Raw genomic sequence first — 23,503 nt, 5'->3', positions numbered from 1 at the left:
GCGGGCGGGGGCCAGACCCACCACCGCCACGCGAGGTCCGAGCGGCAACGCCTCACGGAGGCTGGCCAGGACCGGCAGATCCCGTGGAATGCCGGTCAGCTCGGGGACGCGGCGACCGGCGTTCTCCGGGTCAATCACCGCCACGATCGGCCCATGGCGATAGCGCAGCATCGCCAGGCCGGTCTTGCCGCCCAGATCCGTGAGCCCGCCGTGCTGCAGCAGCACGATCGGTGCGTCGTCCGTCAGCACGGCAGGTCTCCCATCGGCGTTTCGGCAAGCCCGCCGTCCACCCCCAGCCCCGGGCGATCAGACGGCCGCAGCTGGTCTCCCTCGAGCTCTGGTCCACGGAAGGGATCGTCGACCAGGTTGAGGTGGCTGTCCAGATCGGGCCAGCGCACCAGCGGCAGCAGCTGGGACGCGGCGCCGTTCAGCAGGGCGGCATCGGAATAGCAGCCGAGCATCACCCCCAGTCCAAGCCGCTCAGCCGTGCGGGCCATCAGCAGGGCCTCACTGAGGCCACCGCTCTTGAGCAGCTTGATGTTGATGCCGTCCACATAGGGGGCCAACCGCAGCAGATCGTCCAGATCCCAGCAGCTCTCATCGGCCACCAGGGCCATCGGACAGTCGAGTTCCAGGGCGGCGAAGCCAGCCGTGTCCGCCTCCGGATCGCTGAGCGGCGCCAGGGGCTGCTCCACCAGCACCACGCCCTGGTGCTCCAGCCAGGTCAGCATCGCCTGGGCCGTCTCCAGGCTCCAACCACCGTTGGCGTCCACCTGCAGCTCACAGGGCTGCCCGGTGGCCTGGCGGCGGCGCTCCAGGGCCACCGCCACCGCCTCCACCAGCCGCCGGTCGTGCTCCGGCCCATCGGGGCTGCCGAGCTTGAGCTTGATGCGGCTGGCCGGCATCGCCTCCCACCAGCGCTCCAGCCGTGCCAGCACCGCCGCCACCGCTCCCAGGCCAAGGGTCACGCTGGTGGGCTCGCCGGCCTGGCGGTCCAGACCCCAGAGGCGCCAGAGGGGCTGGCCAAGCCGCTGCCCCCACCAATCCCACAGGGCCAGGTCGACGGCGCAGCGGGCCGGCGCCGAGAGGTCTGCCAGCAGGGGCTGCAGGCTCTGCATCGGCTGGGGGGCCAGGGGTTCGATCCGGGGCAGGAACTTTTCGAGTTCCGCCGCCAGCTCCTCGGTCTCGTAACAGCGGTGGCCGGTGTCGAACCCGCCGGTCTCCCCACGACCGATCACGCCCTCGTGCTCGATCTCCAGCAGCAGGTGCTGCACCGCCGCCGTGGTGCCGCGGCTGATCGCCAGTGGCACCGCCTTGGTGAGGGTGAAGCGATGCAACAGGCAGCGCATGCCAGTCAACAGCCCGTCAGGACAGGCAGATTGGGGTAACGCTGACACAGCCTCCGACCAGGCACCACATCGGTAACAGAAGGCACAGATTCGAGGGACACGTCGGGATTGGGATCACGGCGATTCAGACCCCAGCCATCCGCACCGTTGCGGTCCCATTCCCTCAATGCCCCCTAGCGATGCGACCGCCTCGGCGATCCAGCTGATCCTGGAGGAGGTGCACGCCCGCTTCCTGAGCCTGCGCGACGGCGCTCCAGCCGACTACATCCCGGAGCTGGCCAAGGCTGATCCAGACGACTTCGGCATTGTGATCGCCACCACCGATGGCCGTGTCTACGAGGTGGGACAGACCCGCAAACCGTTCACGATCCAGTCGATCTCCAAACCGTTTGCCTATGGCCTGGCCCTGAAACTGCCCTCGGCCGATCACATGCAGTCCAAGGTTGGCGTGGAGCCCTCCGGCGACGCGTTCAACGCCATCAGCCTCCATCCGGTCACCGGGATTCCCCGCAACCCGATGATCAATGCCGGTGCCATTGCCACCACGGCCCAGATCTGGGCCCACGATCCGGAACGGGCCGAATCGAAGCTGCTCGATTTCCTTTCGGACATGGCCGGCCACCGCCTGGAGGTGGATGAGGCGGTGTTCCGTTCCGAGCGGGACACGGGGCACCGCAACCGGGCCATCGGCCATCTGCTGCGCAACTTCGATGTGATCAATGCCTCGCCGGAGCCCGGCCTGCAGCTCTATTTCCGCCAGTGCGCGGTGAAGGTCACCTGCCAGGACCTGGCGGTGATGGCGGCCACCCTGGCCTGCCAGGGCCGCAATCCACGCACCGGCGTGGTGACCCTGGATCCGGCGATCACCACCAATGTGCTGGCGGTGATGGGCAGCTGCGGCATGTACGACTACACCGGTCAGTGGCTCTACAACGTGGGCATGCCGGCCAAAAGTGGTGTGGGCGGCGGTGTGATGGCGGTGGTGCCGGGACGGGTGGGCCTGGCCGTCTACTCGCCGCCCCTCGATTCCTTCGGCAACTCCAGCCGCGGCATCGCCGTGTGTGAGGAGCTCTCCCATCGGTTGGAACTCCATCTGTTCGACCAACCCGCCCGCATCGGCACCACGATCCGCTCCTCGGCCACCGGCAAGAACCGCTACTCCCGCCGTTGGCGGAGCGCCGCCGAATTCGGCCATCTCGATCGTCATGGTGAGCGCATCCGGGTGCTGCAGGTGCAGGGGGTGCTCGATTTCGCGGCGGTGGAGGAGCTGCTGTCTCACCTGGAGGCCAGTGTCATCTCCGAGTCGTTCGTGGTGATGGATCTGGCCCAGGTGGTGGGCCTGCCGCCGATCAGCGCCGGCCTGGTGCTGAACCAACTGGAGCTGCTGGCCCAGCGCGGCATCCGCTGCCTGCTCTGCCGGGGTGAGCATCTCGAGGACTTCTGGCCAGGGGAGGTAGCCACCCTTCCACTCGACTGGTTCACGAGCCTTGACAAGGCCCTGGAAACAGCGGAGAACCTGCTCCTGGACAAGTTGCGGCTGGAAGCCGAGCCGAATGCCCTGGAGCCCAACACGATCCACCTGCTCGAGGCTTTGCCGGAGGCCAATCGGGCGGTCCTCGAACCGCTGCTGGAACGGCGGGCCTTCACCAAGGGGGATGTGGTGTTCCGCCGCGGCGATGCCGGTCAGGAGCTGTTCCTGATCGAGGCGGGTTGCTTCAGTGCCGGAGACGAACTCCAGCCCGGCAAACGCATCCGCTTTGCCACCTTCAGCACGGGCGTGAGTGTGGGGGAGATTGCCTTTCTGAATGGCACACCCCGAACCGCAGACATGGTGGCCGAGGAGGATGGCACCTGCCTGGTGCTCCAGCGCGAGGCCTTTGACCGGTTGCAGCAGGAGCGGCCGGATCTGGTGATCGAGATCCTGCTGGCCCTGCACCGTGATCTGGCCCTGAAGGTTCAACGCGCCAACCAGCAGCTCACCCTGTTGGAGCAGCGCTGAGGCTTGCAGGGCCCCGCTGGCGGTTGATGTCCGAAACTGACGTCATGCAGGCCCCTTCTCGCCCCCAGAACGCCACCGCGCAGCAGACCGGCTCTGCGGGACCGATGGCGATTGCCACCAAGACCAGTGCCTCAGGCCAGACGGCTCCAGGCAGCGACCCGGCGGCGCCGCAGCAACGCGGCAGCTACTGGATCACCACGTTCGGCTGCCAGATGAACAAGGCGGATTCCGAGCGGATGGCGGGGATCCTCGAAGCGATGGGCTATGCCCCCGGCCTTGATGAACACACGGCCGATCTGGTGCTCTACAACACCTGCACGATTCGCGACAACGCCGAGCAGAAGGTTTACAGCTATCTGGGCCGTCAGGCCCAGCGCAAACGCACCAACCCCCATCTCACCCTGGTGGTGGCGGGCTGCGTCGCCCAGCAGGAGGGAGAAGCGCTGCTGCGCCGGGTGCCGGAGCTGGATCTGGTGATGGGTCCGCAGCACGCCAACCGGCTCGACACCCTGCTGAGCCAGGTGGAGAGCGGCCAGCAGGTGGTGGCCACCGGCGAACACCACATCCTCGAAGACATCACCACGGCCCGGCGGGACAGTGCGGTCTGCGCCTGGGTGAACGTGATCTACGGCTGCAACGAGCGCTGCACTTACTGCGTGGTGCCCTCGGTGCGGGGCGTTGAGCAGTCGCGCCGGCCCGAGGCGATCCGGCTGGAGATGGAAGGGCTGGCGGAGCGGGGTTACCGGGAAGTGACCCTGCTGGGCCAGAACATCGATGCCTATGGCCGCGATCTGCCCGGCATCACCCCTGAGGGGCGCCGTCAGCACACCCTCACGGATCTGCTCCGCTTCGTGCACGACGTGCGCGGCCTTGAGCGGATCCGCTTCGCCACCAGCCATCCTCGCTATTTCACCGATCGCCTGATCGACACCTGCGCCGACCTGGAGAAGGTGTGCGAGCACTTCCACATCCCCTTTCAGAGCGGCGACAACGACGTGCTGCGGGCCATGGCCCGTGGCTACACGGTGGAGCGCTACCGGCGCATCCTCGACCGGATCCGGGAGCGCATGCCCGATGCCGCGATCAGCGCCGATGTGATCGTGGGCTTCCCCGGTGAGACCGATGCCCAGTACCGGCACACCCTCGATCTGGTGGAGGCGGTGGGCTTCGATGCGGTCAACACCGCCGCCTATTCCCCCCGGCCCAACACCCCCGCCGCCGACTGGCCGGACCAGCTGAGCGAAGCGGTCAAGGTGGAGCGCCTGCAGGAGCTCAACGCCCTGGTCGAGACCCAGGCGAAACAGCGGAGTGCGCGCTACGCCGGCCGCTGCGAGGAGATCCTGGTGGAGGGCTCCAATCCCAGGGATCCGGGCCAGATGATGGGACGCACCCGCACCAACCGTCTCACGTTCTTCCCGTCCAGCCGGCCCGATGGCAGTGTGATCGCTCCAGGCGATCTGGTCTCGGTGCGGATCGATCAGGTGCGTGCCTTCTCGCTCAGCGGCGCCGTGCTCTGACGCGATCGCTGATACCTTTGGCCCCTCTTCTCTGGCTCCATGGTCGACGCGCCCACCCACCTCGGCCTGGTGTTCGGGGGGGCCTCCGGTGAGCACGCCGTGTCGATCCGATCGGCCAACACCGTGGTGGGGGCTCTGCGCCGCGGTGCCAACGCCGGGCGATACCGGCTGAGCTGTTTTTATATCGATCGCCAGGGCCGCTGGTGGCCGCCCGAGGTGGCCGAGGCCGTGCTGGCCAAGGGAACACCTGCGGAACCAGTCGACCTGCCCCCGTCGCCCTCCCGCCCCGGCTTCCAGGGCTTTCCAGCAGGTGCCCTGGAGGTGGAGGTGTGGATCCCCGTGTTGCATGGCCCGAATGGGGAGGACGGCACCATCCAGGGCCTGTTCACCCTGATGGGTGTGCCCTTCGTGGGGTCCGGCGTGCTGGGCTCCGCCGTGGGCATGGACAAACAGGCGATGAAGGCCGCCTTTGCCGCCGCCGCCCTGCCCCAGGTGCCCTACGCCTGCGTCAACGCCGCTGAACTGGTTGACGACCCAGAGGCCCTGTTGAACCGCCTGGAGCAGCAGCTCGGCTATCCCTGCTTCGTCAAGCCCGCCAACATGGGCTCCTCGGTGGGAATCAGCAAGGCGGTCGACAGGCCGAGCCTGATCGAGGGCCTGCGCCAGGCCGCCGCCCTGGATCGCCGGCTCGTGGTGGAGCAGGGCGTGGTGGCCCGAGAACTGGAATGTGCCGTGCTGGGCGGAGGGGCCAGGCCGTTGCAGGCATCGGTGGTGGGGGAGATCCGTTTTGATTCCGACTGGTACGACTACACCGCCAAATACAGCGAAGGCCTCAGCCACACCGTGATCCCAGCGGAGTTGGCACCCGAGGTGAGTGAGCGGATCCGCAACCTCGCCATCGCCGCCTGCCGCGCCGTTGGGGCCGCAGGCCTGGCCCGGGTGGATTTTTTCTACGTTGAGGCCGGTGGTGAGCTGCTGCTCAATGAGATCAACACCCTGCCGGGCTTCACCTCCCAGAGCATGTACCCGATGCTCTGGCAGGCCAGCGGCTTACCGCTTGAGGAGTTGTTGCATCAGCTGGTGCAGGGCGCGAGAGAATGGGCTATGGCTTCGGCAGCTGGAGAACCAACCCCATGACGCACGGCCTGCTCTGGCTTCCCCTGCTGCTGATCTTCATTCTCCTGCCGGCCCTGGGCTGGCTGGAGCGGAGGCGCCAGCACCTCTTCCGCACTTGGGCCGCCGGCTCGGAACTGGCCAAGCTGGATGGCTGTGGTGCCGCACGCCTCAAGGAGGGGGTGCTGAGCTGGAGCCGCTTTGAGGCCGGCACCCTCAAGCAGGCCGATGACTTCCCGATCAAACAGCTCGAACTGGTGGAGCTGCTGTCGCTCCATTCCGGTGAAGCGCCGCTCACCGATGAGAGCCATGGCAGTTGCCGGTTGCGGCTGGTGGGCGATGGCCGGCAGATGGATCTGCCCTTCTCCGATGCGGATCGGGCCCGCCGCTGGATGGACGAGCTGATGGCGCGCTCCCGTTGCGACCTGTGAAGGCAGGCTCCCTGCAACCGGGGGTTGAACGGCGGCGGGAGCTGCGGCGCCAGCGGCGCCAGGAACGGCTTCGCAATGCCTGGCGCCTGTTGGTGCTCAGTGGCCTCACCGCAGGTCTGGGCTACGTGCTCTTGCGCCAGGGCTGGACCCTCACCCGGCCTGATCAAGTGGAGGTGCTGGGCAGCCGTCAGGTGAGCCGCGAGCAGGCCATCCAGGCCGCCGGCCTGCGCTTCCCCCAGCCGTTGCTGGCGGTGCATCCCCACGCCCTGATGGAGAGGCTTGCCGAAGCCCTGCCGGTGGAGAAGGTGCAGGTGAGTCGTCTGATGCTGCCGCCACGCCTCCGCATCGACCTGGTGGATCGCCAGGCGGTAGCCCGGGCCGAGCGCCGCACGCCCAAGGGCCTGGAGCAGGGATACGTCGATCGGCTGGGCAACTGGATGAGCGCCCGCCAGCAGATCGGCGTCCCGTCGGCCGAGGTGATGGGCCTCAAGGTGGTGGGATGGAACGAACGCCACCGCGGTGCCCTGACGCAGCTGCTGGAGAATCGCCAGGCGATCGGGCCGGATCTACGCCAGATCCGTTTCGAGTCGGATGGCGCCCTCTGGCTGGATACCGCCAGTCTGGGCCTCATCCGCCTCGGCCCGATGGACGGCGAGCTGGAGCACCGCCTGGCGGTGCTGCGCCACCTGAAGGAGGAACTGCCAGCCCAGGTGAAGGGCCGCCGGGTGCAATCGATTGATCTGAGCGATCCGAACCAGCCGGAACTGGGCCTGCCGGCGCCGGCCCGTGGTTCGTCGTCCTCCAACGCTCCGGGAACGCCGACGCCGGTCCCGATCGGCGCCCAATGAGCTGCCCGGTGAGAGGCCCACTGAGGTTGTCTGGGGTGGTTTTGGCCAGCACACCCACACAGGCGCTTGTCAATTCAGGGATTCGACCGGATTCTGTTCACTTCGATCCGGTGCTGGGCGCCCTACGCCGACATAATGCAGCCGCAGACCAACGGCACATGCCCTCCGATGCAGCATGACCAGGACCGACAGTTGCACCTGCCGGCCCATTGCGGCCATGCTGGACTACAGGTCGACGCCGACTTGAGAAAGACACTCGTGAGCAGCAACGGCATCGTGCCCAGTCAGTCCGCCCGCATCGAAGTGATCGGTGTGGGTGGAGGCGGAAGCAATGCCGTCAACCGCATGATTGCCTCCGATCTCCAGGGGGTGGGCTATCGGGTCCTGAATACGGACGCCCAGGCTCTGCTGCAGTCCTCAGCGCAGCAGCGGGTGCAGCTTGGCCAGAAGCTCACGCGCGGCCTCGGCGCCGGCGGCAATCCCGTCATCGGCCAGAAGGCTGCCGAGGAGTCGCGCAATGAGCTGCTCGAATCGCTTCAGGGTTCGGATCTGATCTTCATCGCCGCGGGCATGGGGGGCGGCACCGGCACCGGTGCGGCTCCGATCCTGGCCGAGGTGGCCAAGGAGTGCGGCGCCCTCACGGTGGGCATCGTCACCAAGCCCTTCAGTTTCGAGGGGCGCAAACGCATGCGCCAGGCCGAGGAGGGCATCGCCCGCCTGGCCGAACATGTGGATACCCTGATCGTGATCCCCAACGACCGGCTGCGCGAAGCCATCGCCGGGGCACCGCTGCAGGAGGCCTTCCGCGCCGCTGACGACGTCCTGCGGATGGGCGTCAAGGGCATCAGCGACATCATCACCCGTCCTGGCCTGGTCAACGTTGACTTCGCCGATGTGCGCTCGGTCATGTCCGAAGCCGGCACCGCTCTGCTGGGCATTGGTGTGGGGTCGGGTCGCTCCCGCGCCATCGAAGCTGCCCAGGCCGCCATGAGCAGCCCCCTGCTGGAGGCGGCCCGCATCGATGGGGCCCGCGGCTGTGTGATCAACATCAGCGGTGGCCGGGACATGACCCTGGAAGACATGACCACCGCCTCAGAGGTGATCTACGACGTGGTCGACCCTGACGCCAACATCATCGTGGGCGCCGTTGTGGACGAAGCGATGGAGGGCGAGATTCACGTGACCGTGATCGCCACCGGCTTCGACAGTGGCGGTCACTACCGCGTGGAGCGACCTGCCGTGACCCAGTTCACCCCAGCCGATTCGCTCAATTCCGACAGTTCCGACCAAGGCGCCAATATTCCCGCTTTCCTGCTCAAACGCCAGACCCGCGGCGAGTGAGTATCGCTCAGGAGTCGACTGCTTTCCTAGTCGCTTCCTTCTGAACGAATCAAGATTGAGGGGCCTGATTCTGAGTGGGCAGGCTTTGTTCAGGATTCAGGCAGAACGGTCTCGCAACACCAACCGTCCCCAGCGTCTTCGATCCCGTTCTCCCCTCCGAAGACCCTTCTGGAGGACTGTTTCGATCGAATGGGTGACCCGGAGTCCACGCCTGCTCTGAGCATCCCGTGTGGCTGCTCCCTTCCGGTTCTGACCAGATTTAGGCGTCAGGGCCGCGTGGGTCCGAGTCGGGGCAATGCTAGCAATGGGCCCTCCGCTGCCGTTCCGCCGTGCCCCTGCGCCCCGGTGATCTGCTGAGCCGCAAGCAAGCCGGCCTGCCGATCGCCATCCTCACCGCCTGGGATGCCCTCTCCGCGGCCCTGGTTGAGGAGGCGGGGGCCGATGCCGTGCTGGTCGGCGACTCCCTGGCCATGGTGGTGCTGGGGCATCCCACCACCTTGCCGGTGACGCTGGAGGAGATGCTGCACCACTGCCGGGCGGTGGGCCGGGGTCTGCGGCGGCCGCCGGCCCATCAGCCGCTGCTGATCTGCGATCTGCCGTTTCTGAGCTATCAGTGCGGCCCCGATCAGGCGATGGCGGCGGCTGGGCGGGTGCTGAAGGACAGTCCGGCCGCCGCCGTGAAGCTGGAGGGGGCCGAACCCGAAACCCTGGCCGTGATGGACCGGCTGGTGCGTCATGGCATCCCGGTGATGGGGCATCTCGGGCTGACCCCCCAGGCGGTGCATCAGCTGGGGTACCGCCAGCAGGCAACCGATCCAGCCAGCCAGGAGCAGCTGAAGCGGCGCGCCCGACAGCTGCAGGAGGCAGGTTGCTTTGCCCTGGTGCTGGAACATGTGCCGGCGGCCCTGGCCACGGAGCTCAGCCGGGAGCTGCTGCTGCCGGTGATCGGCATCGGCGCCGGCGATGGCTGCGATGGCCAGGTGCGGGTCACCGCCGATCTGCTTGGCCTGACCCACCGTCAGCCACCCTTCAGCCCGCCGTTGATCGATGGCCGCGGCCTCAGTGTGGAGGCCCTGCGGGGCTGGGTCACCGGGCTCAACGCTCCGTCTGCCGCCCCTGCCACTCCTGGTACCAGTCCAGCAGCTCCCGCAGCACCGCATTGCTGAGGGCGAGCCCGTCGGGATCGCTCAGGCGCCAGCGAGGCCCTTCGACCAGCAGTAGCCCAGCCTCCAGGAACGGCTGCAGGCGCTGCTGCAGTGCCATCCGATCGACTGCCGCCAGCCCATGGGAGCGGGCCAGTGCGGCCAGGCTCACCCCCTCACGCCGTCGCAACCCCACCAGCAGGCGCTCATCCAGCGGCATCCCCCGGCCCTTCCCTGGTGGTGTCGCCTCTGCCTCTGTGGCCAGCCAGGTGGCATAGGCCTCGCGGGTGCGGGGGCGGGCCATTCGCTCGCCATCGGGAGCACTGGTGGCCCCCATGCCAAAGCCCCACCAGCCGCCGCCGCTCCAGTAGACGCGGTTGTGGCGCGAGGCATGGCCAGGCCTGGCGTAGTTGGAGATCTCGTAATGGCCGTAGCCGGCAGCCTGGAGGTGCTTCCAGGTGAGCTCCATCAGATCCGCACCCAGATCCCCATCCGGAAGATCCAGGTTCCCCTGCTCCAGGCGACGGGCGAACACCGTGCCCGGCTCCACGATCAGGTCGTAGACCGACAGGTGGGGAGGCTCCTGGGCCACCGCCGCCTCAAGCTGCGCCCGCCAGTGGCGCTGCACCGCTTCAGCCGCCGCCCCAGCGATCTCTGAGGGCGATGGGGCGGCCAGCGTCAGTGGCAGACCCTGGATCAGATCCAGACTCCAGCTGCGCAGCCGGCCGCGCTGCTGGGCGGCGGCGAGCCAGCCGCAGGCCTCGAGCAGATCGGCACGGCGGTGCCGCCGCCCCAGCCCCGCCAGCACGGCGTTGTCGAAGCTCTGGCCCCCCAGGCTGACCCGGTTGATGCCCGCGGCCAGGTAGCCCTCCAGCCGCGTCTCGTCGAAGCTGGCTGGATCCAGCTCCAGGCTGAGTTCGGCGCCATCCGCCAGTCCATAGCGTCGCTGCAGCGCCACCAGCAGCCCCTCCACCTGCTCCGGCGTCAGCAGCGACGGCGTGCCGCCGCCCAGGTACACGGTGGAGAGGGGCGGACCCGGTGGCGACGCGGCGATCTCCGCCTCCAGCAAGGCCAGATAGGCGGGAATCGACGGCGAGCGGCTGCCATCGGCCCGATCCCCCAGGGGCACCACCGGAAAGTCGCAGTAGAAGCAGCGGCGATGGCAGAAGGGAATGTGTAGGTAGGCACTGCGCGGTGGCCATGGCCATGGGGCCGTCATGGGCGGTTACCTGGCGCAGCCAAACAGGCGGGGATCCGGCATGCTGCCCGCACCTGCACATTGAGCCCCACCGGGCGGATGCTGGACACCCTCATCCTGGTCCTGTTCCTGATCTCCGGCGCCGCCACCGGCTGGCTGGGCGTTGATCTGCTGCCCGAACCGCTGCTGCTGCAGGTCACCAACCTCGAAGGTCTGCGCTGGGTGATGGGTGGCTTCGGCGCCTTCTTCGGGCTGATCGCCGGCATCTTCTTCGGCCAGCTGCGCCGCCGCCTGATGGCCCAGGTGCGCAGCATGCCCACCGATCTGCTGGTCAGCCGGGCGGTGGGGCTCATCCTCGGTCTGCTGGTGGCCAATCTGTTGCTGGCTCCGATTCTGCTGCTGCCCCTGCCGTGGGAAGTGGTGCTGGTGAAGCCATTGGCGGCGGTGCTCAGCAATGTCTTCTTCGGTGTGTCCGGCTACAACCTGGCCGAGGTGCATGGCCGCACCCTGATGCGCCTGTTCAATCCCTCCAGCACCGAAGCGATGCTGGTGGCCGATGGCGTGCTGCAGCCAGCCACGGCCAAGATCCTCGACACCAGTGTGATCATTGACGGCCGCATCCGCGGCCTGCTCGATTCGGGGCTGCTGGAAGGCCAGGTGATCGTGGCCCAGGCCGTGATCGATGAACTCCAGGCCCTGGCCGACTCCGGCAATGCCGAGAAGCGCGGCAAGGGGCGCCGCGGCCTCAAGCTGCTCACTGAGCTGCGGACTGACTACGGCCGGCGGCTGGTGGTGAACAGCACCCGCTACGAGGGTGCCGGCGCCGACGACAAGCTGCTCGCCCTTACCGCGGATACCGGCGGCACGCTGTTGACCGCCGACTACAACCTGGCCCAGGTGGCCCAGGTGAAGCAGCTGCGGGTGCTCAACCTCAGCGAGCTGGTGATTGCCCTGCGGCCCGAGGTGCAGCCCGGTGATGGCCTGCAGCTCAAGATCGTGCGCGAGGGCAAGGAGGCGGCCCAGGGGGTGGGCTACCTGGAAGACGGCACCATGGTGGTGGTGGAAGACGCCAGCGGTCGCATCGGCGAACGCCTGCCGGTGGTGGTGACCGGGGCTCTCCAGACTCCGTCCGGTCGCATGGTCTTTGCCCGCTGCGAACCGCAGCCGACGGGGGGCAAGACGGGCGGAAAGCCGACCCCCACAGCCCCTCGCGGCAGCCAGACCAACCCCCGCTAGGCTCCTGGCCAAGCCTCAGGTGCTCTGCGGATGTCGGTGTCGGCCCCCTACTACGGCGATTCAGCCGTCCTGCGCACGCCGCCGCCGGACCTGCCCAGCCTCCTGCTGAAGGAGCGGATCGTCTATCTCGGTCTGCCCCTGTTCTCGGACGACGATGCCAAGCGGCAGATGGGCATCGACGTGACCGAGCTGATCATTGCCCAGTTGCTCTACCTGGAGTTCGACAATCCGGAGAAGCCGATCTTCTTCTACATCAACTCCACCGGCACCAGCTGGTATTCGGGTGATGCCATCGGCTTCGAGACCGAAGCCTTCGCCATCGCCGACACGCTCCGCTATGTGAAGCCGCCAGTCCACACGATCTGCATCGGCCAGGCGATGGGCACGGCCGCCATGATCCTGTCGGCCGGCACCAAGGGCCATCGGGCCGCCCTGCGTCATGCCTCGATCGTGCTGCATCAGCCCCGTAGCGGCGCCCGAGGCCAGGCCACCGACATCCAGATCCGGGCCAAGGAAGTGCTGCACAACAAGCAGACGATGCTCGAGATGCTGTCCGCCAACACCGGCAGGAGCGTGGAGCAGCTCTCGCGCGACTCCGACCGCATGACCTACCTCACGGCCGAGGAAGCTGTGGAGTACGGCCTGATTGACCGGGTGCTCACCAGCCAGAAAGATCTGCCCGGCCCCGCCAAGGTGGCCGGCATCAGCTGAGCCGATCAGTTTCGTTCAAGCGGCCCCGGCCGCCATCCCCCAGTTCCCCTCCGCCACTAGCACGTCGTCATGCCCATCGGCACCCCCAGCGTTCCCTACCGCTTGCCCGGCAGCCAGTACGAGCGCTGGGTCGACATCTATACCCGCCTTGGGGTGGAGCGCATCCTTTTTCTCGGTTCGGAGGTGACCGATGCCGTGGCCAATGCCTTGGTGGCCCAGATGCTGTATCTGGATTCTGATGACAACTCCAAGCCGATTTATCTCTACATCAACTCTCCGGGTGGATCGGTGACTGCCGGCTTGGCGATCTTCGATACCATGCAGTATGTCAAAAGTGATGTGGTGACCATCTGTGTTGGCCTGGCGGCCAGCATGGGTGCGTTCTTGCTGGCCGCCGGCACCAAGGGCAAGCGGCTGGCGCTGCCCCACAGCCGGATCATGATCCACCAACCCCTCGGTGGCACCAGTCAGCGGCAGGCCTCCGACATTGAAATCGAAGCCAAGGAAATCCTGCGCATGAAGGACATGCTGAACAACAGCATGGCCGAGATGACCGGCCAATCCTTTGAGAAGATCGAGAAAGACACCGACCGCGATTATTTCCTCAGTGCCGCCGAGGCCAAGGATTATGGCCTGATTGATCGTGTGATTGCCCACCCCAGCGAAGCCTGAGCTTTGAAGGATGCCGTTGCATCCTCAGAACCCAATCAAGGGTTTCAGCCTCGATTGAGTCTCTCCTGCTGGTTCTGCCTCTGATTGCGTCACCACGTTCCCAGCGCTTCGCTCCAAAGGAGTGTTTCGGTTTTAAGCGAAGAGCAGCAGATGCTGCCTTTCATGCCTCGGCGGGGGTCAGGCCTTGATCTGGGTGGCCAAGCTGTTGCTCGGGAGGACGGCCGTCAGAGACTTGGGCCTGACGCGATCAAGTCGGGTCAGGCCCAGGCAGCGATGCGCCATTGACGCAGCCGTACACTCGCCGTTTGCCCTGCCTGCCGCCGGATGGCCCAGCTCTTCTACGACTCCGATGCTGATCTCAGCCTGCTGAACGGCAAGACGGTGGCGATCATCGGCTACGGCTCCCAGGGCCATGCCCATGCCCTGAACCTCAAGGACAGCGGCGTCAACGTGGTGGTGGGCCTGTACGAGGGCAGTCGCTCGGCCGACAAGGCCAGGGCCGATGGCCTGGAGGTGTTGAGTGTGGCCGATGCGGCCGCCAAGGCCGACTGGATCATGGTGCTGCTGCCCGATGAGGCCCAGAAAGCGGTGTACGAGGCGGAGATCGCGCCCCACCTGAGCGCCGGCAAGGTGTTGAGCTTCGCCCACGGTTTCAACATCCGCTTCGAGCTGATCAAGCCCCCCGCCGATGTGGATGTGGTGATGATCGCCCCCAAGGGCCCCGGCCACACGGTGCGCTGGGAATACCAGAACGGCATGGGCGTGCCTGCCCTGTTCGCCATCCAGCAGGACGCCTCCGGCAACGCCCGCGGCCTGGCGATGGCCTATGCCAAGGGCATTGGTGGGACCCGCGCCGGCATTCTCGAGACCAACTTCAAGGAAGAGACCGAGACCGATCTGTTCGGTGAGCAGGCCGTGCTCTGCGGTGGCCTCAGTGAGCTGGTCAAGGCTGGCTTCGAGACCCTGGTGGAGGCTGGGTACCAGCCCGAGCTGGCCTACTTCGAGTGCCTGCACGAAGTGAAGCTGATCGTCGATCTGATGGTGAAGGGCGGCCTCACCGCCATGCGTGACTCGATCTCCAACACCGCCGAGTACGGCGACTACGTGAGCGGGCCTCGCCTGATCACGGCCGACACCAAGGCTGAGATGAAGCGCATCCTGGCCGATATCCAGGACGGCACCTTCGCCCGCAACTTCGTGGCCGAATGCGAGGCCGGCAAGCCCGAGATGACCAAGGCCCGCAATCGCGACGCCGCCCATCCGATCGAGCAGGTGGGCAAGGGTCTGCGTTCGATGTTCAGCTGGCTCAAGGCCGCCTGATCCCGACCCGGCGCTTGTCGCCATTCTGGGTCTGTGCCCTGCCGGCACGGACCTTTGTCGTGACCGCCCCATGCGCCCGCTCCGCCTCTCCCTGCTCTGGGGCAGCGCCCAGGCCGGCACCAGTCTCACCCTGGCCTCCACCGCCTGGATGGTGAGCGGCCTCACCCCGTCGCCGCTGCTGAACAGCCTGCTGCCGGCCCTCGGCACCCTGCCGGTGCTGTTGCCGCTGCAGCGCCGACCCTCCGGCTATGGGCTGCAGCTGGCCAGCGTGGTGCTGTTGCTGGGCGTGAGTCTGGGCAAGCTCTCAGGCTGGCCGGCCAACGGGCTGCTGATCGCGTCCCTGCTGGCGGTGTTGCTGTTCGGCATCGGCGGGGAACTGAGCCAGCTGCCGCTACAGCGGCGCCTGCTGCGCAATCCGGGGCTCTCGATCGAACGCCTGCGGCAGGGCAGTGATCTCGGCTCCCTGGCGGGCAATCTGCTCACGGCCCTGTTGTTCCCGGCCGTGAAGCAGTTCGTACCGGCTCTGCTGTTGCTGCTTCCCCTGGGGGCCACTGCTCTGATGCCGCGTGAGCAGGCTCCCGTTGGCTCGGCTGATGGCGCTGCGGAAGCATCTGGCAACGCAGCGGCCCTGCCCTCGATGGCCCCGCCGCCTCTGGATCGCCACTGTGTGCTGCAGGGGCTTCTGTTCGGCAGCCTCTTCGCGCTGTTGCCCCTCTGGGTGAGGGCCGTGGGGGCAGGCAACTGCTTTGACTTCGCCATGGTGCTGGCTGCCTACGGCGTGGGCCGCAGCCTGCAGGGCCGTCTGCCCGCCCTGGCGGCCTGGGCCCGCTACGGCCTCATGGGCGGCCTGTTGCTGCTCACCCAGATTCAGGCCTTGCCGGGCTGGGGGGCGGTGCTGCTGTTCGTGCCGCTCGGAGCACTGGCCGCTGCCGCCGATGGTGCCCTGGTTGATCGCCTGGCCTTTCTGGGCGATGCTCCCCTGCGCTGGCAGACGTTGCAACGCTCCGGCGCCGTGGGCGGCCTGGCCGGCAGCCTGGCGATGGGCCTGCTCACCCAGTCCCTGGGGCTTGGCCGAGCGATTCCGCTGCAGGTGCTGGCCTTCGTGGTGATGGCGCTGCTGCTGGGCCGGCCGCCAAGGCCTGCGGTCTCCAGCTGAGCGATGGAGGCCACTGTTCTGCCGCCGCTGATGCGGCTGGTGCCCCTCGCCCCGATGCTCGCGGTTCTGGCGGGCGTGGCCCTGGATCGGCTGGTGGGCGATCCGCAGCCCTGGCTTCACCCGGTGCAGGTGATCGGCTGGGGCATCGGTCGGCTGCGACGGGTTGCCGAAGCCTGGGCGGGCGATCGACCAGGGTGCCTGCGCCTGGCTGGAGCCGGCCTCACGCTGCTGGTGGTGGGTCTGAGCGGCCTGGCCGGCTGGGTGGTGGAGCGGCTGACCCTGGTGCATCCGGTCGCCCTGCCACTGCTGGTGATCGCCCTGGCCAGTGCCCTGGCCGGCCGCAGCCTTGAACAGGCTGTGAAGGCTGTCGTCACTGCCCTGCCTCCTTGGGACTTAGAGCCGTCTGACGGCGCTCTCGAGCCGGCCCGCCAGCGGCTGGCCTGGGTCGTGGGCCGCGATGTGGAGGGGCTGGATCGCTCTGACATCCTGCGGGCTGCCGCGGAAACCGCCAGCGAGAACGCGGTGGATGGTGTGTTCGCGCCCCTGTTCTGGATGCTGCTGGGGGCGCTGCTCTGGTGCGCCTGGCCCGATCGTGCCCTGATCGCCCTGCCCGGCCCCCTCTGTCTGGCCTGGAGCTTCAAGGCGGCCAGCACCCTGGATTCGATGCTCGGATACCGCCAGGGCCGCCTGCGTTGGCTCGGCACCGCCGGCGCCCGCCTCGATGATCTGCTCACCTGGCTGCCCTGCCGGCTGGTGGCCTTGAGCCTGCCCTTGGCGGCGGGTCGGACAGCTTCCGCCCTGGGGTGTTTCCGCCAGGCCCTGGTGGAAGGGAGGCCGGATCCGTCCCCCAATGCGGGCGTCTCTCAAGCCGCCTATGCCCTGGCGGCGGATGTGCGCCTGGGGGGGGTGAACCATTACGGCGGCCTTGCGAAGCCCAAACCGCTGCTCCATCCCGCCGGACGGCCTGCGGATGCACTGGCAGTGAGCCGCATGCTTCGGCTCACCCGAAGACTCACAGGGCTGTGGTTGCTGTCGGCCTTCGCCGTTGCCCTGGCCTGGGCGGTGGCGTTGATGTGACACCGTTGTGGACTCAGTAGGCGCCGCGGTCGGTGGGATCGAGGATCACGCTGAAGGTGCGCAGGATGATGCGCAGGTCCATCCAGAAACTGCGGTGCCGCGCGTAGGACACATCCAGCTTCACCCGCTTGGCATAGGTGAGGTTGTTGCGGCCGGAGACTTGCCAGAGCCCGGTCAGACCGGGTCGCACCGCCAACACCTCATCCATGCGATCGGCGTAGCGGTCCAGCTCCTTGTCCACGATCGGCCGAGGACCCACCACGCTCATCTGACCGCGTAGCACGTTCACGAACTGGGGCAACTCATCGAGGCTGGAGCGACGCAGGAATTTGCCGAGGCGGGTGATGCGTGGATCCTTGCGCAGCTTGAAGTCGTTGCGGAATTCCTCCTCCAGATCGGGCGATTCCGCCAGCAGGGCCGAGAGCAACCGATCGGCATCGCGCCGCATTGTGCGGAACTTGATGCAGCCGAAGCTGCGATAGCCCCGTCCCACCCGCTGCTGCACATAGAACACCGGCCCGCGGGAGGTGAGCCTGACTAGCAGCGCCAGCAGCAGGAACACGGGCGCACCGAGGCCGAGCACCGCCAGCGAAAACACGATGTCGCCGCTGCGCTTGATCATCCGCGAGCGTCTTGACTGCAGGCGGATCAGCTGATGGGCGGAGGGTCGCTTCACCAGCGTCAGCGGCGGGGACAGAGGCGAAGACAGTCGCAACCGCCGCAGGCGTCCTGGTTGTGACGCCGATGCATCGACCAATGACCCACCACCAGAGAAAGCAGGAGACCGTGCGGTGGACACGGGGCCGAGGTTGGCAGGGCGGGAGGCAGGCGCAAGAAACGTGGCGGCAGACGGCAGCGAAGCCGCACGGCGGTGGCGGCAATCTAAAAATCGGAGTCAGGCTGCCCCATCAATCGGTGGCAGCTCCTCCAGAGGCACAGGGGCACTGGCACGGGCGAGGCGGCGGCAGTGGGATCGCCACAGCGTCTCCAACCTCTCCTGCATGCGGCGGCGGAAGCAGGCCGGGGAGAAACGCAGGGCCCAGTCGTGCTGGGCGTCAGCGGGGAACCGGCGCCAGAGCCGCTCCGTGTGGAAGTGATCCAGGGCCGCCGCCAGGCTCTCAACCGATTGAACGGGGAACAACAGCCCGGTGGGCTGGGTCGCGCCGCTTTCCAGACAGCGCACACTGTCCAGCAGGCCGCCCTGCCCCAGAGCGATCACAGGGGCGCCGGCCGCCATCGCCTCCACCGGCGCGATACCGAAATCCTCCAGGCCTGCGTAGACATAGGCACGGCAATGTTGCAACCAGGTGGTCACCTCGTCGGCGGGGCGGTGGCCGAGAAACTGCACGTTGGGGCCTGCCATGGCTTCCAGCCGTCGCCGCTCGGGTCCATCGCCGATCACCACCAGCGGCAATCCGAGGCGGTTGAAGGCTCGTACCACCAGATCGACCCGCTTGTAGGGCACCAACCTGCAGACGCTGAGATAGGTGTCGCTGCGCGGCTGGTCCCAGCGGAATCGATCCACCTCGACCGGTGGATGCACCACCGTGGCGCCGCGCCGCCAGCAGCGCTGGATCCGACGGGCGGTGAAGCGGGAATTGGCGATCAGATGGTCGACCCGGCTGCTGCTCACCACGTCCCACTGGCGCAGGCGATGCAGTTGGCCGCGGATCAGCGGTCCGAGCGGACTGCGCGCCAGGGCGGAGCGCGCCAGGTAGGCATGCATCTGATCCCAGGCGTATCGGACCGGCGTGTGCACATAGCTCACATGCAATTGATCCGGCCCGGTGATCACGCCCTTGGCCACGAGGTGGTTGCTGCTCAGCACCAGCGGGTAGCCGCCCAGGTCAAGCTGCTCGATTGCCAGGGGCAACAGGGGCAGGTACTGCTGCACATGGCTCACTCCCCAGGGCAGTTGCTGGATGAAGGAGGTCTGGATCCGGCGGCCATGCAGCCAGCTCCCCGGGCGCTGGCTCTCCCCATCCACCAGGGCAAAGAGCTGGGGATGGAGCAGGGCATCGAGCTGCTCGACCACGGCCTCCGACCCCCCCACCGCCCGCGGCGTGAACCACTCGTGCACCAGCGCGATCGAGGTGGGCAGGCCTGTCATGGCGGGAAGGCTAGGCGGCCTTCATCACGAAAACTCTCAGCACCTTGCCCCCTCTCGGTGAGCTGTCGAAGCTGGGGCCACCCATTGGGAGTTCCCGCTACGGGTCACCATGCCCATCCGCGAACTGCTCGAAGACGCCCTGCAGGAACCTGCCATCGGCACGACCCCCTGCTTCAGCTGGCATGCAACCCCGGTCGGTATCGCTGCGCTCTGGTGTGCCGGTGAGGCTCCATCGGCTCCTCCGTTCGATGACGCCCTCAAGGAAGGCCTCCAGGTGGGGCTGGACCTGAGCCGGGAGGAACGTGAATTCCATCAACTCAGCTCGGGGCTGGTGCTGTTGTTCCACTCCTGAGGGGGATCAGCGAGCTCGCCTGCTACCACGCACCATTCGTGCACAACCCAGCGCACGCAGCCCTGGCTCACCAGCGGATCGCCGGAGACCAGTCGTTCCGCCTCGTCGCGATCGCCGGCCAGGAACAACAACATCCCCCCAGCTCCACTGAGGCCCTGCCGATCCCGCCAGTAGCCGCTGCTGGGGCGGTGACCCGCAGCCTCCAGCTCAGCTAGCCAATCCCGATGGGCCGGCACCGCCGCATCGAAGAGTGCTTTGTCCACGATGCCCTCCTCGAGCTTCACGAACCAGCGCTGTCCTCTTGCCCGCTCCACTGTTCCCATGCCGCCGGCAACAAAAGTAGGAGGTGCCCTCGCGACCCAGGCAGACGGTGCCGTTGTGTCCCGTGGCGCCTGATGCTGAGGTTTAAAGTCTGCTTATCGGGGCGTGGCGCAGCTTGGTAGCTCGGGTGCTTTGGGAGCACAGCGTGAGACAAGCAAAGACGCAGTGATCGCAGTCGCTCTCGGGGGACAGGCAATGAATCTGAGAGCTGGTGAGAGCTGGTGACGTCAGTCCAGGGCGCCCACCATCCAGTTCTAGATCGGACCGGAGCGGACAACGGCCGGTCATCCAAGCAACCACCTGCGCCAAGGGAAAGCCCCTCGAGAGCGCGGAAGAAACGCAGCCACCGGGACAGCCCAGAAGCAGCCACAGGAACGCAATTGAGCCCACCTCACCGCTCTCGGGGGTGAGAGCACGGCTCGGCACCCTCGAGGGAGGACTGAAGCACCGAAAGCCACCGCCGCCAGAGAAACGGCGCAGCCAGCCCACCCGCCTAAACCTGTTTCCAGAGCGAGAATGGTTATCATTCCCTGAGATCCATTGCCCCATCTGGGGCCTGGTCCATGGCCATCCCCTGTTGCGGCTCAGGCGACCCTCGTGGGATAGAAGCATGACCCGCTGCGGCCACGGAAAGACCTTTCCCACGGTCATGGAGGCTGCCATCGCCGACCTCGGGGAGGGCCACGGCCTGCGGCTATGAAGCCCCTTCCTGGCTCACCCTGAAGCCTTTCTGCCAGCGGGTCGGGGTTCCTCGGCAAACCATGATCGGTCGACTGTCCTCGTGGCACGCCCACAACCGCAGCCGTGGCAGCCGCCCATGGGGCGACCCGTTGTCCTGCCCGATCTACCGCCAGGGCTCGCCTCCTGGCCTCCCCCGCAAGGGTCGGCGACCGGGGTGCTGGCTCCTGGATGCGAATCGGGAGGAGGAGATCTGGTTCGAACTCCGAAACTTCAGCAGCTGGAGCGACGCGGAGTGGAGGCGCAGGCGGCTGTCGATCTCGGGGGAGGCACCAAGGCCAGGAGTCTCGGAGCTGCAATGGAGCATCCAGGTCTTCAAAGACTTCCGGTCATTTCCCTCCGGCAGGCTGACGATCAGCAAGCCTTGTCTACTCGCCAGGATTTCCTGAATCCATTCGCCAGTAAGGCGATGACGGCAAAGCGCAGCGTCGAATAGATCAGCTTCAGACTGCTGCGAGCAGATCACAGAGCTCTGATGACGAAGACGACCCACCAGCTGTCACTCCTGAACCGCATCGCTCGAGTGCTTCTCTGCCTGGTGTTCTTGCATTCGCTGATCGGGAAGCTGACAGGCTTTGCCAGTCCCGCCGCTGCCATTGCTGCCAAAGGCTTGCCGCTGGCGCCAGTCCTCTTGTCGGCTGCGATCTTGCTGATGGCAGCGGGCTCCGCACTGGTAATCAGCGGCTGGAAGTCACGAATTGGGGCCGTTCTGTTGCTGGTGTTTCTGGTGCCCACCACCTTTCTGTTCCACGGCGACGTGGCCGACACGAGCGAGCGCATCCAACTGATCAAGAACCTGGCGATTGTGGGCGGCCTGCTGCTGGTGGTCGACCAGGACTCTCAGAACTGAACCGAGAGGGGTCGCGTCGGGAGGAAGGCCCCAAAAACAGGCGACAAACGCCGGCACTCGGATGCGCGCCCGCGAACCCCTCCATGGCGTGCGAGTTCCCTACCGGGAAATCGCGCACCCGCCGAAACAACCAGAGAGCGGGCACCGCAGGAATTGCCCTCGGGGTTCTCAGCAAGGGGCTCAACTGAGAATCAACAAGGCACACTCCCACGGCGGCACGCTTGGGCAATCCCGAGAACGTCTGCAAGCACTTGAGGGTTGTCGTATCGTGGAAAAGGACAACTTCCCGAGAGCGGCGATGCCCAAAACCTGCGGCTCAGGTCAGGCCAGGGTGCTCTCGCCTGAGCAACTGGATCAGCTCATGCAAGTGGCGCCCAACCCCGAGCACCGAGCTCTGTGGAGCGTGATGCGGTTCACGGGCAGTCGCACAACTGAGACACTGAGACTCCACTGGGGAGCGATCCACAGCGACCGGATCGTGTTTGCCGCCACCACCACCAAGACTCGCCGCACTCGGGAGCCCCTGATCGCTGCGCGCTTGCGGGAGGAGCTGGAACAGTTCCGGCTTCATTGGGAGTCGCGCCATGAACGGCCCGCTCGCAACGGGTCACTGCTCTTCCTCAGCCCTGGGAGCGAGAACCAACCGATGACCCGCCAAGCGGCCGACAAGGCCCTGCGACGGGCTGTGGCGGCCCTGGGGCCGGGCTTCCCCTCAGGGGTATCTCTGCACAGCTTCCGGCGCAGCCTGGCCACAACGATGGCCCAGCGTGGCGCGAGCTTGAGAACCGTTCAGAGATTCACGGGGCACGCCAGTCTTGGGCAGCTGCAGACCTACATCGACGTGGCAGAAGCAGACGAAGAGGCAGCTCTGCGGTTGCTTGATTGAAACGTCCTCGGGGGTAGTTGAACGCCTGTCCCCCGAGGACGCGGTTTCTACCTATTGGGCGAAGGGAGCGCTGCTGTTCGCATTCGCGATGCCTGTCAGGCCAGCTTGATGGCTTGGTCCGCCCTCCGGCCTTGCGTAGCTCGACCAGGGCTCGTCATCGTCGTCTTCTAGCCAAACCGGCAACCTGGCGCAGTTGTTCTTCGGTGTAAGGGTCCCCTTTACGAGGGGTCCAGTGTCCCTAACTCCCTCGGTGGTTTCCGAAACCCCTGTGCTGGAGAGGGTTTCGTCCTCGGAGGTTAGGGACACCTCCTTTTCAGCGCACGGAGTGTCCCTAACTCCCTCCCCCGAGGGCGTTTCTGGCACCTCGGCGGTTTCTGTCAAGCCTCCGTCCTCGGGTGAACCGCTGCGCTGCGTCTCACGATCTCCACGTGAGACAACGGTGTCGTTGTGGTCGGAGTTAGGAACACTGGGGGTTAGGAACTCTGGGGTATTCCTAACTTCGTCCTCGGGATCCACTGCAGTGGAATGACTCTCAAAGAAAGGAGGGGGGTTGGGAACAGTATTTGTCTCGTAATAGGGGGGTGGGGTGTTGAACACCATTTCCCCAGGCCCACCACGTTCTCCCGGCTGTCTCACACCCACCTCCTCCACGAGGCCGGCAGTGACCCAGTATTTGACCATCCGCCGAGCCACCTGGATAGCTATCGGCTTCGCCCCCTGCCTCCCCGAGAGCGTTGCATCGAGCTGGACCTTCACCTCCTTCACGGTCATCCCCTCCTCCGAGTCCTTCAGCATCCCCAGCACCAGCGTCCGAGGCGTTTCATCCCCGAGGCCGCGATTACTACGCTGCACCGTGGGTGTGAGGTCTTCGAGAGTCAAGACCTCCTCTAAATCCTCACGCAGCAGGAACCGGTCCCCTGACCGCCGGCCCCGGCTCTTCTCGATCGTCAGCACAGTGGCCTCACCGTGCTGCGCCCGCTCCTCGTCGCTCAGCTCTAGGAGTTTGTCGCCCAAAACCAGCAGCGCCAGCGAGCCAAGCACGTGCTGAACCAATGGTCTTGGTTATCGGCATCTCAATGCCGGTGTTTCCGGCCAATCGTCGGCTGCAGCAGGCACCGGCAGCCAGAGGTGCTGTC

23 protein-coding genes and 1 other RNA gene are annotated in these 23,503 nt (G+C 66.6%); 16 read left to right on the top strand and 8 right to left on the bottom strand.

Translation table 11 applies throughout. The annotated features are described in order from the left end of the window. A partial coding sequence (locus KQ310_RS06165) for a DUF1611 domain-containing protein (RefSeq protein ID WP_259720889.1) occupies window positions 1–249 on the bottom strand: 249 nt, incomplete at its 3' end. Continuing rightward, the gene (locus KQ310_RS06160) at window positions 243–1,349 is read right to left on the bottom strand and encodes a dipeptide epimerase (protein WP_259720894.1); all 1,107 of its coding nucleotides are present in this window, start codon (window positions 1,347–1,349) and stop codon (window positions 243–245) included. The genes KQ310_RS06165 and KQ310_RS06160, both read right to left, overlap by 7 nt. A 166-nt stretch (window positions 1,350–1,515) precedes the next feature. On the opposite strand from KQ310_RS06160, the gene glsA reads away from it, so the two are divergent. The 6 genes from glsA to ftsZ all read left to right on the top strand — a co-directional run bounded on the left by glsA (window position 1,516) and on the right by ftsZ (window position 8,598). Next, a complete protein-coding gene (gene glsA, locus KQ310_RS06155) occupies window positions 1,516–3,348 on the top strand; it encodes a glutaminase A (RefSeq protein WP_259720888.1) in 1,833 nt (610 codons plus the stop codon). 104 nt (window positions 3,349–3,452) lie between these two features. Further along, complete coding sequence (miaB, locus tag KQ310_RS06150; RefSeq protein ID WP_259720893.1) at window positions 3,453–4,865, top strand: tRNA (N6-isopentenyl adenosine(37)-C2)-methylthiotransferase MiaB; 1,413 nt, start codon at window positions 3,453–3,455, stop codon at window positions 4,863–4,865. Between the two features lie 39 nt (window positions 4,866–4,904). Continuing rightward, window positions 4,905–6,002, top strand: coding sequence for a D-alanine--D-alanine ligase family protein (locus tag KQ310_RS06145; protein ID WP_259720887.1), 1,098 nt, complete (start codon window positions 4,905–4,907; stop codon window positions 6,000–6,002). Then, window positions 5,999–6,409 (top strand): hypothetical protein, encoded by a 411-nt coding sequence (locus KQ310_RS06140; protein WP_259720886.1) that lies wholly within the window; start codon window positions 5,999–6,001, stop codon window positions 6,407–6,409. Before KQ310_RS06145 ends, KQ310_RS06140 begins: the two co-directional genes overlap by 4 nt. Then, the gene (locus KQ310_RS06135) at window positions 6,406–7,257 is read left to right on the top strand and encodes a cell division protein FtsQ/DivIB (protein ID WP_259720885.1); all 852 of its coding nucleotides are present in this window, start codon (window positions 6,406–6,408) and stop codon (window positions 7,255–7,257) included. Before KQ310_RS06140 ends, KQ310_RS06135 begins: the two co-directional genes overlap by 4 nt. A 243-nt stretch (window positions 7,258–7,500) precedes the next feature. After that, window positions 7,501–8,598 (top strand): cell division protein FtsZ, encoded by a 1,098-nt coding sequence (ftsZ, locus tag KQ310_RS06130; protein WP_399237776.1) that lies wholly within the window; start codon window positions 7,501–7,503, stop codon window positions 8,596–8,598. A gap of 192 nt (window positions 8,599–8,790) precedes the next feature. Here the strand turns inward: ftsZ and ffs are convergent. After that, window positions 8,791–8,887: signal recognition particle sRNA small type (ffs, locus tag KQ310_RS06125), an RNA gene on the bottom strand. A gap of 46 nt (window positions 8,888–8,933) precedes the next feature. Here ffs and panB point away from each other — a divergent pair. Further along, window positions 8,934–9,764: a 3-methyl-2-oxobutanoate hydroxymethyltransferase gene (gene panB, locus KQ310_RS06120; protein WP_259720891.1), complete on the top strand. Its 831-nt coding sequence runs from the start codon at window positions 8,934–8,936 to the stop codon at window positions 9,762–9,764. On the opposite strand, the gene KQ310_RS06115 is transcribed toward panB, so the two are convergent. Further along, window positions 9,694–10,959, bottom strand: coding sequence for a coproporphyrinogen-III oxidase family protein (locus KQ310_RS06115; protein WP_259720884.1), 1,266 nt, complete (start codon window positions 10,957–10,959; stop codon window positions 9,694–9,696). The genes panB and KQ310_RS06115 overlap by 71 nt on opposite strands. A 78-nt stretch (window positions 10,960–11,037) precedes the next feature. On the opposite strand from KQ310_RS06115, the gene KQ310_RS06110 reads away from it, so the two are divergent. From KQ310_RS06110 to cbiB, 6 genes are all read left to right on the top strand, one after another. Next, a complete protein-coding gene (locus tag KQ310_RS06110; RefSeq protein ID WP_259720883.1) occupies window positions 11,038–12,174 on the top strand; it encodes a PIN/TRAM domain-containing protein in 1,137 nt (378 codons plus the stop codon). 30 nt (window positions 12,175–12,204) lie between these two features. Then, window positions 12,205–12,885 (top strand): ATP-dependent Clp protease proteolytic subunit, encoded by a 681-nt coding sequence (locus tag KQ310_RS06105; RefSeq protein ID WP_259720882.1) that lies wholly within the window; start codon window positions 12,205–12,207, stop codon window positions 12,883–12,885. A gap of 69 nt (window positions 12,886–12,954) precedes the next feature. Continuing rightward, complete coding sequence (locus KQ310_RS06100; RefSeq protein ID WP_259720881.1) at window positions 12,955–13,557, top strand: ATP-dependent Clp protease proteolytic subunit; 603 nt, start codon at window positions 12,955–12,957, stop codon at window positions 13,555–13,557. 324 nt (window positions 13,558–13,881) lie between these two features. After that, window positions 13,882–14,877 carry a ketol-acid reductoisomerase gene (ilvC, locus tag KQ310_RS06095; RefSeq protein ID WP_259720880.1) on the top strand — a complete coding sequence of 332 codons (996 nt, stop codon included), beginning with the start codon at window positions 13,882–13,884 and terminating at the stop codon, window positions 14,875–14,877. 70 nt (window positions 14,878–14,947) lie between these two features. Further along, window positions 14,948–16,033, top strand: a complete 1,086-nt coding sequence (locus KQ310_RS06090; RefSeq protein WP_259720879.1) for a hypothetical protein — start codon at window positions 14,948–14,950, stop codon at window positions 16,031–16,033. A gap of 3 nt (window positions 16,034–16,036) precedes the next feature. Continuing rightward, window positions 16,037–17,110, top strand: coding sequence for an adenosylcobinamide-phosphate synthase CbiB (cbiB, locus tag KQ310_RS06085; protein ID WP_259720878.1), 1,074 nt, complete (start codon window positions 16,037–16,039; stop codon window positions 17,108–17,110). Window positions 17,111–17,123: 13 nt separating this feature from the next. On the opposite strand, the gene KQ310_RS06080 is transcribed toward cbiB, so the two are convergent. Next, window positions 17,124–17,819 (bottom strand): sugar transferase, encoded by a 696-nt coding sequence (locus KQ310_RS06080; RefSeq protein ID WP_259720890.1) that lies wholly within the window; start codon window positions 17,817–17,819, stop codon window positions 17,124–17,126. 186 nt (window positions 17,820–18,005) lie between these two features. Further along, the gene (locus KQ310_RS06075) at window positions 18,006–19,220 is read right to left on the bottom strand and encodes a glycosyltransferase (RefSeq protein ID WP_259720877.1); all 1,215 of its coding nucleotides are present in this window, start codon (window positions 19,218–19,220) and stop codon (window positions 18,006–18,008) included. A 109-nt stretch (window positions 19,221–19,329) separates the two neighbouring features. Here KQ310_RS06075 and KQ310_RS06070 point away from each other — a divergent pair, with 109 nt between their 5' ends. Beyond that, entirely contained in the window at window positions 19,330–19,572 is a 243-nt protein-coding gene (locus tag KQ310_RS06070) for a hypothetical protein (RefSeq protein WP_197153763.1), read from the top strand. On the opposite strand, the gene KQ310_RS06065 is transcribed toward KQ310_RS06070, so the two are convergent. Continuing rightward, complete coding sequence (locus KQ310_RS06065; RefSeq protein ID WP_259720876.1) at window positions 19,533–19,895, bottom strand: YciI family protein; 363 nt, start codon at window positions 19,893–19,895, stop codon at window positions 19,533–19,535. The genes KQ310_RS06070 and KQ310_RS06065 overlap by 40 nt on opposite strands. Before the next feature lie 1,211 nt (window positions 19,896–21,106). Between KQ310_RS06065 and KQ310_RS06060 the strand changes: the two genes are divergently transcribed. Together KQ310_RS06060 and KQ310_RS06055 are read left to right on the top strand one after the other, a co-directional pair. Next, window positions 21,107–21,481, top strand: a complete 375-nt coding sequence (locus tag KQ310_RS06060; RefSeq protein WP_259720875.1) for a DoxX family protein — start codon at window positions 21,107–21,109, stop codon at window positions 21,479–21,481. A gap of 61 nt (window positions 21,482–21,542) precedes the next feature. Next, window positions 21,543–22,367 (top strand): tyrosine-type recombinase/integrase, encoded by an 825-nt coding sequence (locus KQ310_RS06055; RefSeq protein ID WP_311134707.1) that lies wholly within the window; start codon window positions 21,543–21,545, stop codon window positions 22,365–22,367. 51 nt (window positions 22,368–22,418) lie between these two features. Here the strand turns inward: KQ310_RS06055 and KQ310_RS06050 are convergent, their stop codons facing one another. Then, window positions 22,419–23,408: a hypothetical protein gene (locus KQ310_RS06050; protein ID WP_259720873.1), complete on the bottom strand. Its 990-nt coding sequence runs from the start codon at window positions 23,406–23,408 to the stop codon at window positions 22,419–22,421. Between the last annotated feature and the right edge of the window lie 95 nt (window positions 23,409–23,503).

Source organism: Synechococcus sp. CS-1328, from assembly GCF_025128095.1.
GTDB lineage: Bacteria > Cyanobacteriota > Cyanobacteriia > PCC-6307 > Cyanobiaceae > CBW1002.
Note: the sequence above shows the minus strand (reverse complement) of the source record. Positions and strands in the feature narration are given on the sequence as shown.

Excerpts from the sequence above, each read along its gene's own strand:
- KQ310_RS06160 (WP_259720894.1), bottom strand. The coding sequence starts at position 1,349 with ATGCGCTGCCTGTTGCATCGCTTCACCCTCACCAAGGCGGTGCCACTG.
- glsA (WP_259720888.1), top strand. The coding sequence starts at position 1,516 with ATGCCCCCTAGCGATGCGACCGCCTCGGCGATCCAGCTGATCCTGGAG.
- miaB (WP_259720893.1), top strand. The coding sequence starts at position 3,453 with ATGGCGATTGCCACCAAGACCAGTGCCTCAGGCCAGACGGCTCCAGGC.
- KQ310_RS06145 (WP_259720887.1), top strand. The coding sequence starts at position 4,905 with ATGGTCGACGCGCCCACCCACCTCGGCCTGGTGTTCGGGGGGGCCTCC.
- KQ310_RS06140 (WP_259720886.1), top strand. The coding sequence starts at position 5,999 with ATGACGCACGGCCTGCTCTGGCTTCCCCTGCTGCTGATCTTCATTCTC.
- KQ310_RS06115 (WP_259720884.1), bottom strand. The coding sequence starts at position 10,959 with ATGACGGCCCCATGGCCATGGCCACCGCGCAGTGCCTACCTACACATT.
- KQ310_RS06110 (WP_259720883.1), top strand. The coding sequence starts at position 11,038 with ATGCTGGACACCCTCATCCTGGTCCTGTTCCTGATCTCCGGCGCCGCC.
- KQ310_RS06105 (WP_259720882.1), top strand. The coding sequence starts at position 12,205 with ATGTCGGTGTCGGCCCCCTACTACGGCGATTCAGCCGTCCTGCGCACG.
- KQ310_RS06100 (WP_259720881.1), top strand. The coding sequence starts at position 12,955 with ATGCCCATCGGCACCCCCAGCGTTCCCTACCGCTTGCCCGGCAGCCAG.
- ilvC (WP_259720880.1), top strand. The coding sequence starts at position 13,882 with ATGGCCCAGCTCTTCTACGACTCCGATGCTGATCTCAGCCTGCTGAAC.
- KQ310_RS06090 (WP_259720879.1), top strand. The coding sequence starts at position 14,948 with ATGCGCCCGCTCCGCCTCTCCCTGCTCTGGGGCAGCGCCCAGGCCGGC.
- cbiB (WP_259720878.1), top strand. The coding sequence starts at position 16,037 with ATGGAGGCCACTGTTCTGCCGCCGCTGATGCGGCTGGTGCCCCTCGCC.
- KQ310_RS06075 (WP_259720877.1), bottom strand. The coding sequence starts at position 19,220 with ATGACAGGCCTGCCCACCTCGATCGCGCTGGTGCACGAGTGGTTCACG.
- KQ310_RS06070 (WP_197153763.1), top strand. The coding sequence starts at position 19,330 with ATGCCCATCCGCGAACTGCTCGAAGACGCCCTGCAGGAACCTGCCATC.
- KQ310_RS06065 (WP_259720876.1), bottom strand. The coding sequence starts at position 19,895 with ATGGGAACAGTGGAGCGGGCAAGAGGACAGCGCTGGTTCGTGAAGCTC.
- KQ310_RS06060 (WP_259720875.1), top strand. The coding sequence starts at position 21,107 with ATGACGAAGACGACCCACCAGCTGTCACTCCTGAACCGCATCGCTCGA.
- KQ310_RS06055 (WP_311134707.1), top strand. The coding sequence starts at position 21,543 with ATGCGCGCCCGCGAACCCCTCCATGGCGTGCGAGTTCCCTACCGGGAA.